At 56.8% G+C, this 13,252-nt stretch carries 18 protein-coding genes, 1 tRNA gene and 2 pseudogenes; 11 read left to right on the forward strand and 10 right to left on the reverse strand.

Annotated elements, in window-relative coordinates; genetic code table 11:
* Positions 1 to 7 precede the first annotated feature (7 nt).
* The gene (locus TU82_RS02515; protein WP_231982762.1) at positions 8 to 361 is read right to left on the reverse strand and encodes a tyrosine-type recombinase/integrase; all 354 of its coding nucleotides are present in this window, start codon (positions 359 to 361) and stop codon (positions 8 to 10) included.
* Positions 334 to 855, reverse strand: a complete 522-nt coding sequence (locus tag TU82_RS02520; RefSeq protein ID WP_211269733.1) for a site-specific integrase — start codon at positions 853 to 855, stop codon at positions 334 to 336. The genes TU82_RS02515 and TU82_RS02520 overlap by 28 nt, the downstream gene beginning before the upstream one ends.
* Between TU82_RS02520 and TU82_RS02525 the strand changes: the two are divergent.
* The 5 genes and pseudogenes from TU82_RS02525 to TU82_RS28570 form a co-directional block, all read left to right on the forward strand.
* Positions 784 to 1,113: pseudogene (locus tag TU82_RS02525) on the forward strand (DNA adenine methylase); the annotation flags it as partial. The gene TU82_RS02520 and the pseudogene TU82_RS02525 sit on opposite strands and share 72 nt — an antisense overlap.
* Before the next feature lie 91 nt (positions 1,114 to 1,204).
* A complete protein-coding gene (locus TU82_RS28850; protein WP_162276143.1) occupies positions 1,205 to 1,351 on the forward strand; it encodes a hypothetical protein in 147 nt (48 codons plus the stop codon).
* A gap of 572 nt (positions 1,352 to 1,923) precedes the next feature.
* Positions 1,924 to 3,009 (forward strand): annotated as a pseudogene (locus tag TU82_RS29430) (cache domain-containing sensor histidine kinase); the annotation flags it as partial.
* A gap of 87 nt (positions 3,010 to 3,096) precedes the next feature.
* On the forward strand, positions 3,097 to 3,864 hold the full coding sequence (locus TU82_RS29435) for a methyl-accepting chemotaxis protein (protein WP_420893022.1): 768 nt from the start codon (positions 3,097 to 3,099) through the stop codon (positions 3,862 to 3,864).
* 250 nt (positions 3,865 to 4,114) lie between these two features.
* Positions 4,115 to 4,209: transfer RNA gene (locus TU82_RS28570), tRNA-Ser, on the forward strand.
* Between the two features lie 205 nt (positions 4,210 to 4,414).
* On the opposite strand, the gene TU82_RS28990 is transcribed toward TU82_RS28570, so the two are convergent.
* Positions 4,415 to 4,729: a hypothetical protein gene (locus TU82_RS28990; protein WP_197678324.1), complete on the reverse strand. Its 315-nt coding sequence runs from the start codon at positions 4,727 to 4,729 to the stop codon at positions 4,415 to 4,417.
* Positions 4,730 to 4,884: 155 nt separating this feature from the next.
* Here TU82_RS28990 and TU82_RS02540 point away from each other — a divergent pair, with 155 nt between their 5' ends.
* From TU82_RS02540 to TU82_RS02555, 4 genes are all read left to right on the forward strand, one after another.
* Complete coding sequence (locus tag TU82_RS02540) at positions 4,885 to 5,598, forward strand: DUF969 domain-containing protein (RefSeq protein ID WP_057721549.1); 714 nt, start codon at positions 4,885 to 4,887, stop codon at positions 5,596 to 5,598.
* Positions 5,595 to 6,545, forward strand: coding sequence for a DUF979 domain-containing protein (locus TU82_RS02545; RefSeq protein ID WP_057721550.1), 951 nt, complete (start codon positions 5,595 to 5,597; stop codon positions 6,543 to 6,545). The genes TU82_RS02540 and TU82_RS02545 overlap by 4 nt, the downstream gene beginning before the upstream one ends.
* 7 nt (positions 6,546 to 6,552) lie before the next feature.
* Positions 6,553 to 7,182 carry a pyroglutamyl-peptidase I gene (pcp, locus tag TU82_RS02550; protein WP_057721551.1) on the forward strand — a complete coding sequence of 210 codons (630 nt, stop codon included), beginning with the start codon at positions 6,553 to 6,555 and terminating at the stop codon, positions 7,180 to 7,182.
* A 62-nt stretch (positions 7,183 to 7,244) separates the two neighbouring features.
* On the forward strand, positions 7,245 to 7,691 hold the full coding sequence (locus TU82_RS02555) for an anti-virulence regulator CigR family protein (RefSeq protein WP_057721552.1): 447 nt from the start codon (positions 7,245 to 7,247) through the stop codon (positions 7,689 to 7,691).
* Between the two features lie 7 nt (positions 7,692 to 7,698).
* Here TU82_RS02555 and TU82_RS02560 read toward each other — a convergent pair whose 3' ends face one another.
* The 3 genes from TU82_RS02560 to TU82_RS02570 are packed head-to-tail and all read right to left on the reverse strand — an operon-like array spanning position 7,699 to position 10,070.
* Positions 7,699 to 9,099, reverse strand: coding sequence for a heavy metal sensor histidine kinase (locus TU82_RS02560; protein ID WP_057721553.1), 1,401 nt, complete (start codon positions 9,097 to 9,099; stop codon positions 7,699 to 7,701).
* Positions 9,096 to 9,767: a heavy metal response regulator transcription factor gene (locus tag TU82_RS02565; protein ID WP_057721554.1), complete on the reverse strand. Its 672-nt coding sequence runs from the start codon at positions 9,765 to 9,767 to the stop codon at positions 9,096 to 9,098. The genes TU82_RS02560 and TU82_RS02565 overlap by 4 nt, the downstream gene beginning before the upstream one ends.
* 42 nt (positions 9,768 to 9,809) lie before the next feature.
* A complete protein-coding gene (locus TU82_RS02570) occupies positions 9,810 to 10,070 on the reverse strand; it encodes a DUF2790 domain-containing protein (RefSeq protein ID WP_057721555.1) in 261 nt (86 codons plus the stop codon).
* A gap of 204 nt (positions 10,071 to 10,274) precedes the next feature.
* Here TU82_RS02570 and TU82_RS02575 point away from each other — a divergent pair, with 204 nt between their 5' ends.
* Entirely contained in the window at positions 10,275 to 10,970 is a 696-nt protein-coding gene (locus TU82_RS02575; protein ID WP_057721556.1) for an HAD family hydrolase, read from the forward strand.
* On the opposite strand, the gene TU82_RS02580 is transcribed toward TU82_RS02575, so the two are convergent.
* Both TU82_RS02580 and csrA read right to left on the reverse strand, forming a co-directional pair.
* Positions 10,952 to 11,215, reverse strand: coding sequence for a hypothetical protein (locus TU82_RS02580; protein WP_057721557.1), 264 nt, complete (start codon positions 11,213 to 11,215; stop codon positions 10,952 to 10,954). The two genes, TU82_RS02575 and TU82_RS02580, sit on opposite strands and share 19 nt — an antisense overlap.
* 205 nt (positions 11,216 to 11,420) lie before the next feature.
* Positions 11,421 to 11,615, reverse strand: coding sequence for a carbon storage regulator CsrA (gene csrA / locus TU82_RS02585; protein WP_003192511.1), 195 nt, complete (start codon positions 11,613 to 11,615; stop codon positions 11,421 to 11,423).
* Between the two features lie 260 nt (positions 11,616 to 11,875).
* Between csrA and TU82_RS02590 the strand changes: the two genes are divergently transcribed.
* Positions 11,876 to 12,241: an SPOR domain-containing protein gene (locus tag TU82_RS02590; RefSeq protein ID WP_057721558.1), complete on the forward strand. Its 366-nt coding sequence runs from the start codon at positions 11,876 to 11,878 to the stop codon at positions 12,239 to 12,241.
* 31 nt (positions 12,242 to 12,272) lie between these two features.
* Here TU82_RS02590 and TU82_RS02595 read toward each other — a convergent pair whose 3' ends face one another.
* Together TU82_RS02595 and TU82_RS02600 are read right to left on the reverse strand one after the other, a co-directional pair.
* Positions 12,273 to 12,962: an endonuclease gene (locus TU82_RS02595; protein WP_057721559.1), complete on the reverse strand. Its 690-nt coding sequence runs from the start codon at positions 12,960 to 12,962 to the stop codon at positions 12,273 to 12,275.
* A gap of 4 nt (positions 12,963 to 12,966) precedes the next feature.
* Complete coding sequence (locus TU82_RS02600; RefSeq protein ID WP_173667473.1) at positions 12,967 to 13,218, reverse strand: DUF1654 domain-containing protein; 252 nt, start codon at positions 13,216 to 13,218, stop codon at positions 12,967 to 12,969.
* Positions 13,219 to 13,252: the final 34 nt, after the last annotated feature.

The raw sequence follows: 13,252 nt of genomic DNA on the forward strand, positions 1-13,252 counted from the left end.
TCCCATCTCAAAACGCCAACTCGGCGCCCACCTCGACATACTCGATCTTCTTTTCGTCGTGCCCCTCCTGGTAGTGCTTCGTCATCTTCTCGTCCGCATGGCCCATGAGCGCCTGGATGTACTCCTGTGGAAATTTCTGTTGCCCGTATAGCCAGGCCCCCAATGCGCGGATCTCATGAAAAGTGGGGCGCTCACCGGCCGGCACCTGGTCATAGGCGTGAGCCGCGTCCCTGGCCTTGCTGAACTGCTTGGTCAAGTAGTCCGGCGTCACGGATGTCCAGTGATCCTTGGCGTCTATCTGTTCCCGCCGGCGGGCCTTGGGCTTGTAGTGGGTCAGGTAGGGCGAGGCGAGCGCAGGCACTCCCCGACTACCTCCCGCAGCGTTGCGCCCATGGTGATCTTCAGGTGTACCGGGTTCTCGTATCCCTGTGTTTTATCTGGCGACACCGTGAGGGTGTTCTTTTCCATATCAGCTGCAGACTTCAGCCAAGTCACGATGTCGTCCCGTCGCTGAAGGCTGGCCAGGGCCAGGCGGATTGCCCGCTTCAGCCATGGCGGCGTTGTCGCGGCATCGATGATCAGCTTCAATCCATCCAGCGTGTGGCGCTGGCGCTTTTTCTCGGCCTCTTTCTTCACCAGGGTGAGTTCGGCGTTGTTTCGTTCGGCCAGGCCCTTGGCCACCGCGAAGGCGAAGATCTGCACCCACAGCCCGTGGTGCTTCGTGTAGGCGTTGTTGCTGAAGCTATCCAAGTATTCGGCCATTGCCAGCACATCCAGTTGCCTCAGCGCCTCTCCGGGACCTATGTCGAGAATCTGCCGTAGCTGAAGTGCGCTGAAAAGTACGATCGACCACACACCTTCCACTATATGGACCCTCCGTACTGGAAAACAGAGGGTTACGGCGCCGAGTTCGGCTTTGACCAATACGAGCGAATGGCCGAATTCATGCGCTCTTGCCAGGGCAAGGTAATGGTCAGTATCAATGACCGTCCTGAAATCCGTCGAGTTTTTGAAGGTTTCGGGTTGGAGACGATGGACATTCGCTACAGCACAGCGAATCCGCGGAAGGGTGTAGCCCAAAAAACAGGCGAGTTGGCGATTATGAGCTGGTAGGGGCCGCTATTAGCGCTTCGACATATCTGGCCGCATTCGTCTGCGGCCATTTCGCTAACTGAATATCAAGAATCAGATGAGGGGGATCATCATGGATATCACGACGACACCTGAAGAACGCTACGATATGCAGCCTGTTGTTGCCAACGGCCTCAAGCAACAAGGCATGATTGACGATGAGGAATGGCTTGAGCTAACGGTGGGAGATGTATTGGACTACGCTGATGAGCTTGGTTGACTTGATTACCTCATATAAATCATTAGCATTAAACAAGTGCTGCAACTTCCCGCAGCTTGAAACTATCTATGCAACCTGAGCATTTTACGAACTGAGTTGACAAAATAAGTAAGCGGGCCCTCCGATACGATGCAAAGATGCGAGTTCTCAGCAATGTTTGCGAGCAATCAGACAACATTCTATGGAGCAAAAAGCTCATTATTGACAGGCTATAGGCTGCTATAACACTCAGATGAATTTTCGGGCTACGTTAAAAAGTTAAAAAAAGCGGATTACTTTTAACCTTTCAGTGACAGTTCGACTCCGAAACGCATCGGAATCTCAACTTGGCGTTACCTGTACGTACATGTGCCTTCGAGTAGATATAGAAAAACGCTACGGAAATTATTGCAATGTGCCGGATGGTTAATGATCTGATTTTATTAGGTTTTTTCAGTTCTCAAGGTGGCAATTTATTCTGCGAAAATATTTATTGGTGCACACGTAAAGTTATATTTAATGCAGCCGATGCATTGTTAGCGAATGTCTGCGGCGCCTGGCAACGCGTGTTATCAACCTAATGGTTATCTCAAATGAATATAAAGAAAAAGCTCATTTTGGCATTTATTTCGGTCGCATTCATACCCGTTGCGATAGTCGCGGTGATAGCCATCCAGAACACACGAACTCAGGCTTACGAACAATTTGTAGACGGCAGCACTCGAGAAATTCGTCAAATTGACGGGAGCGTAAGGCAGTTTTTTGATGATACCGCCCAAAACGTTGATCTGATGGCGACAGACCCAGCCTACCGATCTGTCGATACCTTAAAGGATTTTAGGTCACCCACCGCCGCAAATGATCCACTCCCTCCATCAGCACAGCGAGTCATTGAACTTTTTTCACGTTATGGAGCGACTCATCCTGCCGCAGCCATCATTTCAATTGGCTTGGAAGATGGTACCTATGCAAAGTGGCCAGACGATCCGCAGCTGGCCAGCTATGATCCTCGTTCACGCCCATGGTACAAAGCCGCTATGTCTACACCTGGTAAAAGTGTCAGAACACCTGCCTACTACTATGCCAAAGATGACGTAGCGCTAGTGGGCACCGCACGTACCTTGCTTGACGATGCTGGAAAAACTAAAGGGGCCTTGGTAGTAAGCGTTTCTCTGAAAAACCTTACTGAGCTCATCAAAAGTATCAAGCTTGGAAAAAGTGGTTTTGTGATGCTGGTAGAGGACGGCGTAATGCTTGTGGATCCGCTTGATGGAGCTCACAGCTTCAAGCCAATGAAGGAACTTGGTACTTCCTATGGTGAGCTTGCAAAAACTGATCAAGGCGCCACTGAGGTAGAGATTAACGGCATCTTGTATATGGCGAACGTGTGGACTTCGCCAGTCCTGGGCTGGCGATACATTGGGCTGATTGAGCGTGACGAAGTTATGGCCGGCGCGACTCGCATGACTTACCTGACAGTAATTATTGTTGCCGTGCTAGTTTTTGTCTTCGCATTTGTGGCGGCTGGCTTTTCTCGCCTAATTGTTAGACCAATAAGTCAAGTAAGCACTGGCTTACAGTCTATCGCAGAAGGTGAGGGCGATTTGCGGCATGAGCTTACAGTACAAGGTAAAGACGAAACCGGCGAGCTGGCAGGCTGGTTCAACAAATTCCTAGGCGCGATTCGCCAACTGATTCAGAGCATCGGTGCTGCGTCATCCAACCTTCAGTCTGCCTCTCAAGTGAATAGTGGGGTGGCCACCAACATGAACGAAGCCGCAGGCCGGCAACGTGAGGCGGTCGAGCTAGTTTCCACTGCTTTCAATGAGATGGTTGCTACGGCTAACGAAGTCGCGCGAGCCTGCAGCGGCGCTGCTGGGTCAGCGGAGAATGGCCATCAACGTGTCGCTGAGGGTAAACGACAAATCGAAACGACGACTGAAAATGTCAATCGACTAGGCCAGCGCTTAACGGAGTCCTCGCAGGCGATGCTAGAGCTCGAGGCTGGCAGCCGCAGTATTAACCAGATCATTGGCACTATTCGCGCGATCGCGGAACAAACAAATTTGCTGGCGCTGAATGCTGCGATCGAAGCCGCTCGGGCCGGGGATCAAGGCCGAGGCTTTGCAGTCGTAGCAGATGAAGTCCGCGCTTTAGCAAAACGAACATCAGATTCTACAGGCGAAATCGAACAGTTATTGGGTACTTTGAGCAGTAAAACAGAAGAGGTTACCCAGAAAATGGGAAGTTGTGTAGACCTCTCCCGCGCAAGCGTTTCATCTATTAACGACGCTAAGGAAAGTTTCGAAGGAATACAGACTTCGGTTAACGAGATACGTGACCAAAATTTGCAAATTTCTGCCGCAGCTGAAGAGCAGCACAGTGTCGCTGAAGAGATCAACCGCCACATTCAGCAGATCTACGACGAAGCCAGACTTGTTGAAAGTTTGGCAAGCTCGGCCCAGATCGATTCTGGACGCTTGTCAGTTATGGCTGACGAGCTAAGTCAACTGGTGGGGAGATTTAAGTCATAAACGGTCCGCTGAGATCGATATTCCTGCGGTGAGGAGGGTATTCAAAGTTACGGAATCAGTCACTGCGTTGGACGACGCGCTGGTAGCGCTTACGAGCTGCTGATTAAAGGTGGCGTTATGACGAGGTTTTTAGGATCTGGGAGTGATGTTCGTAGGCAGGGCGTCGGGGGAGGGAATCACTGTAGCAATATACAACGCTAAGTTATTGATTTTTATAGGAAAATACGCCTGTTTTATGAGCGTCTGAAACAGGGCGTATTTCTACAGATATCAAATGGTTACAGTCGTTCCGTAGTCACCTTGACATGATGGGGGTCGTTGGTTCGAGTCCAATCGCGCCTACCAAACAAAATCCGCTCTGCTGGGCGGTCTGGAAGGGCTCACCGAAAGGTGGGCTCTTTTTTGTTGTCTGGCGTTTGATCGTTCCCTCGCTCCGCGTGGGAATGCATCGAGTGACGCTCCGCGTCACCCTTGCGCAGGTCTGAATGTTGCGCTGAAAGCGGGACGCGGAGCGTCCAGTGAGGCATTCCCATGCAGAGCATGGGAACGATCAGGTCAACAGCGTCTTGCCGCGCTTTTGGGGCGATGGCGTCTCGGTCAACAGAAAAGCGTCGCCACCGACAGCAGACAAATGATCTGGACCACCATCTGGCAGCGTATCTCGCCAATTGCTGTCGCCATACTGCTCATTTGACCGGCATACATAGCTGGAGCCCTCATTGTCGGCAATAGCACCGTGGATGCTGCGCAGGAGCATCACTGCTGAGTATAGGGCGAATCCCGAATCCCTCCAGTTGCCGATTTCAACCGCGCCAATCTCGACAAAATTTATTGGTCTGCAGCAACAGTTTTTCTTGTTGGACACCTCCCGCCTCAAGGCAGCAAAGTTGCCGCCACTGCTCGACCTTCCGGGTCAACAATAAAAAACCGAGCCGACTGCACGCCACTTTCATGCTGTGAGCCCTTTGCTCACATCCTGCTGTAATGGCGCCGCAGCGCGCACTAAAGGACCTCTTCGCCATGCAAACTGTTGTGAATTTATGGCCGTTGATCGGCGTACTTGTCATCGTGGTCGGCTTTGTATTGCGCTTCAATCCGTTGCTGGTGGTCACCGCCGCCGCTATCGCCACCGGGCTCGCCGCCCAGTTTCCGTTGGAGAAAATTCTCGCCACCATGGGTGATGGTTTCCTCCAGACCCGTGCGCTGCAATTGATCCTGTTATTACCGCTGGCTGTGATTGGCCTGTTGGAGCGCCATGGCCTGCGCCTGCATGCACAGAACTGGATCGCCCGTTTCGAGCGCGCGACGGTCGGACGTTTGCTGATCATCTATCTGTTTGTGCGTGAATCCACCGCAGCCATGGGGCTGACCAGCCTGGGCGGGCATCCGCAGATGGTGCGGCCATTGCTGGCGCCGATGGCCGAAGGTGCGGCGGAAAAACGCTATGGCAAGCTGCCGGACAAGTTGCGTCACAAGGTATTGGCCATGTGCGCTGCTACCGACAACGTGGGGCTGTTTTTCGGTGAGGACATTTTCGTCGCCTTTGGTGCGATAGCCTTGATGCACACCTTTCTGCTGGGCTCGGGGATCGATGTGGAACCGCTGCATATCGCGGTGTGGGGCATCCCGACAGCGATCTGTGCCTTTATCATTCATGCCATCCGGCTGCATCGGTTCGATCGGAGGTTGACCCGTGAGATGAGCGCCGCCCCTTCGGTGGAGGCCGTGCAATGATTATTTCCATTCAATACCTGTACTGGCTGGCCGGTGTGCTGTTGCTGATCACCGCCGGCATGATCCTGCTGGATCGCACCCATCCCAAGCGTTGGTCGAGCGCGCTGTTCTGGCTGCTGTTTGCCATTCCGTTCCTCATGGGAGAGCGTCTGCCTTCAGTGGTCATTGGTGTCGGCGTCGTGGTAATGGCGGTGATCGCCGGCCTGGGCGGGGTGGGGCGTGGGCAGCATGCCGAACTGCATGACAAGGCATCCCGCGCCAGTGCCGGTCGCCTGGGACACAAGCTGTTTATCCCTGCGCTGGCCATTCCGCTGACCACGGTAATCGGCTCGGTCTTGCTCAAGCACACCGAAATCGGCGGTGTGCCCCTGCTCGATCCGAAGAACACCACGTTCGTCTCTCTCGGCATCGGCTGCCTGATCGCCCTTGGTCTGGCCTGCTGGCTGACTCGCGATACACCGGTGCAGGCCTTGCGCGAATCGCGTCGCCTGACCGAAGCCCTGGGCTGGGCCATGGTGCTGCCGCAGATGCTGGCGATGCTCGGGCTGTTGTTCAACGAGGCCGGGGTGGGCACGGCTGTGGCCCACGTGACCACCACGTATATCAACCTGGATTTCAAGTTGGTGGCGGTGATGGTCTATGTGCTGGGCATGGCGTTGTTTACGGTGATTATGGGCAACGGCTTCGCGGCGTTCCCGGTGATGACCGGCGGCGTCGGCGTACCGGTGCTGGTGGGCATCTACGGCGGCAATCCGGCGGTAATGGCGGCGATCGGCATGTTCTCCGGCTACTGCGGTACGCTGATGACACCGATGGCGGCCAACTTCAATATCGTGCCCGCAGCACTGCTGGAACTGCCGGACAAGAACGCGGTGATCAAGGCTCAATTGCCGACTGCGTTGATGATGCTGGTGGTCAATATCGCGCTGCTTTATCTGTTGATGTGAGGCCAGGATGAAAACCCTATTGCTGACCGGCTTCGAGCCTTTCGACCACGACGTGGTGAATCCATCCTGGGAAGCGGTGCGCCTGCTGGAGGGGGTGGAGCTGAGTGAGGATGTGCGGATTGTCGCGCGCCAACTGCCCTGTGCTTTTGCCACCGCTGCAGAGATCTTGATTCAACTGATCGAGGAATTGAAACCGGTCATGGTCATCGCCACTGGCTTGGGTCCCGGGCGCAGCGATATCTCCATCGAGCGTGTCGCAATCAACGTCAATGATGCACGCATCCCGGACAACCTCGGCGCCCAGCCGATTGACACGGCGGTGGTGGAGGGTGGGCCGGCCGCTTACTTCTCGACGTTGCCGATCAAGAGCATGGTCAGGGCGGTGCGTGAGGCGGGTATTGCGGCCTCGGTTTCGCAGACGGCCGGGACTTTCGTATGCAATCAGGTGTTTTATCGATTGCAGCATGCGCTGGTGGGCTCGGCAGTGCGCAGTGGGTTTATCCATGTGCCGGGCCTGCCTGAGTCCGGTCAGCCGTCGATGGCGCTGACGATCTTGGTGGAGGGCTTGCGCGTCGCGGTTTCGACGGCCTGGCACACCCGGGCGGATATCGTGGAAACGGGCGGTCGGGTGAGCTGACCCAGTACGAAAAGCTATAACCTCGACTACAGTTAACCAGGCATCCAACCGGGAAATACACCATGATCAAATCCTCGAAGTTCGTCTCTGTCGCGTTGTTGCTCGCAGTCTTTGCAGGCAGCGGTATGGCCCTGGCTGATCCCGGTAATGGCAAGGGCCAGGGAAACAGCAAAGGTAATAACTCGGCGGGGCAGGGCCACGACAAACCTAAAGGCAAAGGTTCGTCCGGTAACCACGGACCCAGCGTTGATCGAGACAGCGTGCTGAGCCTGTTGGGCGGTAACCGCGATTACTGGAGTCCGGGGCCTGCGTTGCCGCCGGGTATCCAGAAAAAACTGGCGCGCGGCAAGCCGCTGCCGCCCGGTATCGCGAAGAAACTCGATGGACGCCTGGCGGGGCGCCTGCCTCGTTACGATGGGTATGAGTGGCAGCAGGCGGGCACCGACCTGATATTGGTGACCATCGCCACCGGTATCATTTACGAGGTGCTCAACGGGGCGTTTGATTGAAGGGTTTTCACGCTTCCCGTGCGGGGAAAAACAACTCGAACGTCGTCACGCCGTCTTCACTGCTGACGCCATACCGCCCGTTGTGCAGTTGCATGATGGTTGCCACGATCGACAGTCCCAGTCCGTTGGATTGGGACGACCGCTCGCGGGACTCATCCACTCGGTAAAACCGTTCGAACAGCCGCGGTAGATGCTCGGCGGGAATGGTTTCACCCTGGTTACCGACCCTCACGTTGACGCCCTCGTCGGTTGCAATCGCCTGAATGCTCAGCTGCGAGCCCGGCGCTCCATACTTGATGGCGTTGGCGCACAGGTTCGCCAGGGCGCGGCGCAGCAGCATCGGCTCAGCCCAGATCACGCCTCTACCCTGGACAACAATGTGCATGCCCACGTCAGCGGCCAACCCTTCGAAATAATCCCCGATGCGCTCCACTTCATCCGCCGCGTCCAGCGTCTGGCGTTGGCGCAACGCGCTGGCCGGTTCGGTGCGCGCCAGGAACAGCATGTTGTCGAGCATCCGCGCCAGGCGTTCGAGTTCTTCGACATTGGACGCCAACAGTTGCTGGTAGCTTTCGATACTGCGCTGCTGGTGCAGGGCAACCTGGGTTTCGCCAAGCAGGTTATTGATCGGCGTGCGCAGTTCGTGAGCCATGTCGGTCGAGACCTGGCCCAGTTGCACAAAGCCCTTGGACAAACGCTCAAGCATGGTGTTGAACGACTCGATCATCGGCAGCAGTTCTTTCGGCGCGCCCTGGCTGTCGAGGCGCTCGGCCAGGTTGCCGACGCCGATCCCTTGCGCGTGCCGGGCCAGACGGCGCAAGGGCAGCAAGCCGCGATGCACCAGCAGGTAACCGGCCAGTGCCAGGATGATCGCAGCGATGCTCGCCAGGATATAAACGCTCAGCCGATAGCTGGCGAGTACGGCGGTGCGCTCGGTCATCAGGCGGCCGCTGGTGACTTGCAAGCTGCCCAGGTCGCCGGAGTTGATCGTCGCGGCTACGGTCGAGAAGGGAATGCCGTTGAGCCCCGGCAAGTGCTGCACATCGCTCAGCGCCAGTACGTGATTCCTCGGCACCGGCTCTATTGCAGGCAGTTCGATATTCGCCGGGTTCACCAACAGCAAGGGTTGTTGACCGGGGGCGGCGATGCTCAATACCGATTCACGGTTGCCGAGCATGTTCTGGAACAACTCGGGCTTGGTCTTGATCAGGTCCAGGGTGTTGCTGTCGCTGAGCAGGTTGCGCAGTTGATCCACTCGGGAGATCAGCGCGGTGTCGTCGCGGCGGATCAGTTCGCGTTCCAGCTCGCGGTACAGTGCCACGCCCAGGGTGGCTAGCAACGCGAACGCGAGCAGGGCGAAGATCAGCGCCAGGCGCAGGGTCAGCGAGTAATGACGGCTGCGGCTCATGGCTGGGTATCGAAGCGGTAGCCGATGCCACGCACGCTGTGGATCAACTTGAGTTGGAACGGGTCGTCGATTTTCAAGCGCAGGCGCCGCACGGCCACGTCGACCACATTGGTGTCGCTGTCAAAATTCATGTCCCATACCCGCGAGGCAATCAGCGAGCGTGACAGCACCTGGTCCTGGTGAGTGGCAAACAGGTGCAGCAGGGCGAACTCTTTATTGGTCAGGGTAATGCGCGTGCCGGCGCGGGTGACGCGGCGCTTGAGCACATCGATGTGCAGGTCGGCGATGTGCAGGTGCTCTTCCTCCCGTGTCGGGCCGCGCCGGGTCAGGGTGCGCAGGCGCGCGACCAGTTCGGCGAAGGAGAAGGGCTTGATCAGATAGTCGTCGGCGCCCAGCTCCAGCCCCTTGATGCGGTCGGCGATATCATCGCGGGCGGTGAGGAACAGGACCGGCGTATCGGCCTCCTTGCGCAGACGGCGCAGCACTTCCCAGCCATCCATTTTCGGCATCATCACATCGAGCACGATCACGTCGAACGGCGTCTCCAGGGCCTGGTGCAGACCGTCCACGCCATCGCGGGCCAGGCTCACGCTGTAGCCCAGTTCCTGCAAGCCATTGAGCAGATAGTTGCCGGCCTTGGGTTCGTCTTCGACTACGAGGATGTTCATGGGAAATGCCCTGATTCAATGGGTTGCGCCAGTGTAGCCTGATCAATTGTCACTGGCGCAACCGGTGCCTTGTACCTGGTAGTCCAGCACGTGCTCACGTTCCTGATGATCCAGATAGCGCAGTTGCGCCGGGACGATACCGCATTGGCCATAGGTGTCGGTACTGGACAGGACTTTGGCGACATCCAGATGGACGTAGAAACCGGTCTTATCATGGATCACGGGAGCGGCTGGAGCGGTGTCGGCAGCGAATACCGAGCCGGTGGCGAGCAAGGCAGCTAAGGCGAGGGCAAAGCGTTTCATGACGAAATCTCACTGTGAAGGCTGGCTGCCGGGGCCGGCAGTGAGTTCACAGTAACCAGTCGACCCGAACAGCCAGCCAACAGGATGATGACAAGTTCGTCATTCAAGGTTTGCGCCGGGTACCTTGCAGCGTTTACAAGTGGCGGGGTGAACCGTAGATTGCATGGCATTGATCATTGCTTGAATACTTGGGGAAGCCGCGTCGTGTCCAGTCGAAATCCAGCCGTATTTACCCGGCATTACCGGGCCTTTCTGTTCGATATGGACGGGACCCTGCTCAACTCCATTGCCGCCGCCGAGCGGGTATGGAGCCGTTGGGCTGAACGCCATGGCCTGGATGTGGAGGCATTCCTGACCACCATCCATGGCGCCCGCGCGATTGATACGATCACACGCCAGGCGTTGCCGGGTGTGGACGCTCAGGCCGAAGCGGCGTGGATTACCGAAGCTGAAGTGAACGATGTCGAGGGCATCGTGGCGATTGGCGGCGCGGTTGAGTTTCTTAAACGCTTGCCTGCCGAGCGGTGGGCGCTGGTCACATCTGCGCCCAAGGCACTGGCATTGCGCCGAATGGAAGCTGCGGGTATTCCCGTGCCGGCCGTGATGGTGACCGCCGAAGATGTCGCCAGCGGCAAGCCCGATCCGGCGTGTTACGTGCTCGGTGCCCGGCGCTTGGGCGTGCCGGTGCAGGAGTGCCTGGTGTTCGAGGATGCGATGGTAGGCATTCGAGCCGCAGAAGCGGCGGGGGCGGATGTGATGGTGGTGACCTCGACGCACTTGGCTCCGATGCCGACTGAACATGCCTGTATCGATGGGTATGAAGGGCTGCAGGTCCTGCAGGAAGCTGATGGCCTGCTGGCTGTGCGGGAGCGGGAAGAAGGTCAGCGTGTCGCTTTTTGATGGGTGCGATGGGCCTCGCGCTGGCACAGCTTGCGCAGGATTGTCTTCTGGATCGGCTTGAGGCAGAACGCAAACAGGTAGGCGCACAGGAGTAACGCCAGGTCCAGCCAGGAGTGGTCAGCGGCGTCGACGACCCCCTCGACTTCCAAGCGCAGTCCATACCCGAGCGCCAGAAAGACCAGCCCTATCAGCAAGGTGATCGTCCAGGACAGGGAAACCATGGGCTGTGTAACGGTTGGCCTCATCGGCGTGCTCCTGAATGCACTCGGACCGCAGGATGACGTGGGATTTGGCTGCAAATGATGCAACAAGTTCCTGGCATCATGGCAGTTTCATCTTGCAGCACGGGGGCATGTACGAGGCGTAGAGCTTGGTAAAGAAGGCGAAGCGGGCCGATCGGGTTTTCGCCAGCCGTCACGGTGAAGCAAAAGGCTGGCTACTGGAGGTGCTTCAAGGCGTCTGGTTTTTGTCCGGCGCAGTGAGGCCAGCCTGGATGCGCTGATAAATTTCCTCGCGATGCACGGCAACGTCCTTGGGGGCGTTGATGCCGATTCGTACTTGCTGGCCGCTAACGCCCAGGATGGTGATCGTGATGTCATCACCGATGTTTATGCTTTCACCAACTTTGCGGGTGAGTATAAGCATGGACTTCTCCTTGATTACTTTTAAGGACACATGTTCAGACAGGGCAGGTGTCGGATGTGCGTAGCTTACTGCGAAGCGCTTCCCTGTGACTGCCTCTTTTAGGACGCATAGAGGCGACATTAATTCCCATGGCGGCATCATACAGGTCGCGATACATGATTCGCATTGTTTAAGCCAACGTTTATGACGGCCAGAATAGACAGTGGATGGTAAAGTCGCCTCTTTATCTTCAAAGGAGCAGGGCAGTGCGTAAAGTAGCGATGGCAATTGCGGTGTTGGCATTGGCCGGATGCGGCGAAGGTAAACCTGTCGATGCCCCCAAGGCCAAGCCTGTCGTGACCGAAAGCCAGCCGCAGACCGGTACGATTGCCGCGCAGGAATGGGATGTATGGGTGGGGTCGCCGGATCACAAGCTGCAGGCGATCACTGACTTGACCGCCTGGTTGCTGGAGCATGGTTTCAATTTTTATATCGCGAAGGCAGACGGCAAGGATCAGGTACTGCTTGGCCCGTTTGCCACCAAGGCCGAGGCCGAGGCCAAGCAGGCACTGCTCAACGAAAAAATGGCACGGGCCAAGAAAAACGACACCGTGTCAGAGGTCATCGAACACAAGGCCGTGCAGTAACGGGCCGGGTGGGCGTCAGTTGCGCCCACCATCAGCCGCAGGCTTTCAGATTCACCGGGCCGACAAACTCATTGCCGCGTCCCATCACACAACCCACCGTCTGGTTGCGCTGGCGCTCCCAGGCTTGCACCGGGTAGGTCTTGTTCCAGGCTTCATACAGTTGGCGATCCTGTTTGGACAGGCGCAGGCCGTATTGCTTGCTCATATAAAAATAGGTGCGTGCGATCATTCCGCGAATCGACGGACGCGGCATGACCTTCTTGGCCTTGAAGTCCACCTGGGTCAGGCATGAACCGTATTGCCCGCTTTGCACCGGCAGCCAGCCGAAGCTGAAGTTGTTACGGTCGCCATTCACCTCGCCGATGCTCGGCACCAGGTTGTGCAGGTCTGCTTCGGCACGCTTGAACACGTCGTCATGGCGCGTGCAGTTCTTACGCCCGCCATTTTGCCAACACTGACGCTGATGGCCGATCTGCCAGGCAGGCACAATATGTTCCCATTCGATACGCGCGGCGCGGTTGGCGTTCTTGCGCGGGATGTAGCCGCAGGCTTTCAGGTCTATGCGGTTGCCGGTGTATTTGCAGCCGCAATAAAACTCGGTGGATTGGGGCGCGTAGAGCTTCCAGGCAATTTTTTTGGCTTCACTGAAGGTTCGCGGGGCTTGGGCGTTGGCGGTGACGGCAAAAAACAGGCAGCACACAGCGAAAAAACGGACACTCATTCAATCAATCTTCCTTCGGCACAACCCAGAAAATCTGCACGCCGCCGTCGTCCCTGTAGGCGAGGGTGACGTTGTCGTTTTCCGCAATTTCTTCAAGCAGGCGCGCCCACTCGTCCTCGGGCTCATCCGGCAAGCGGAAGATCAACGCCGCCTTGGCTTTCTGGGCATTGGTCGAATTGATGATTTTTTGTACGCGAATGGCCAAGCGTTGGTAGGCGTCAGGCGTTGCAGGTGCTGCGGAGGAGGGCTTTGCCACGGAGTATTCCTTAGTAAGCTGTACGCACATACAG

This window comes from Pseudomonas orientalis, assembly GCF_001439815.1.
Lineage (GTDB): Bacteria > Pseudomonadota > Gammaproteobacteria > Pseudomonadales > Pseudomonadaceae > Aquipseudomonas > Aquipseudomonas orientalis.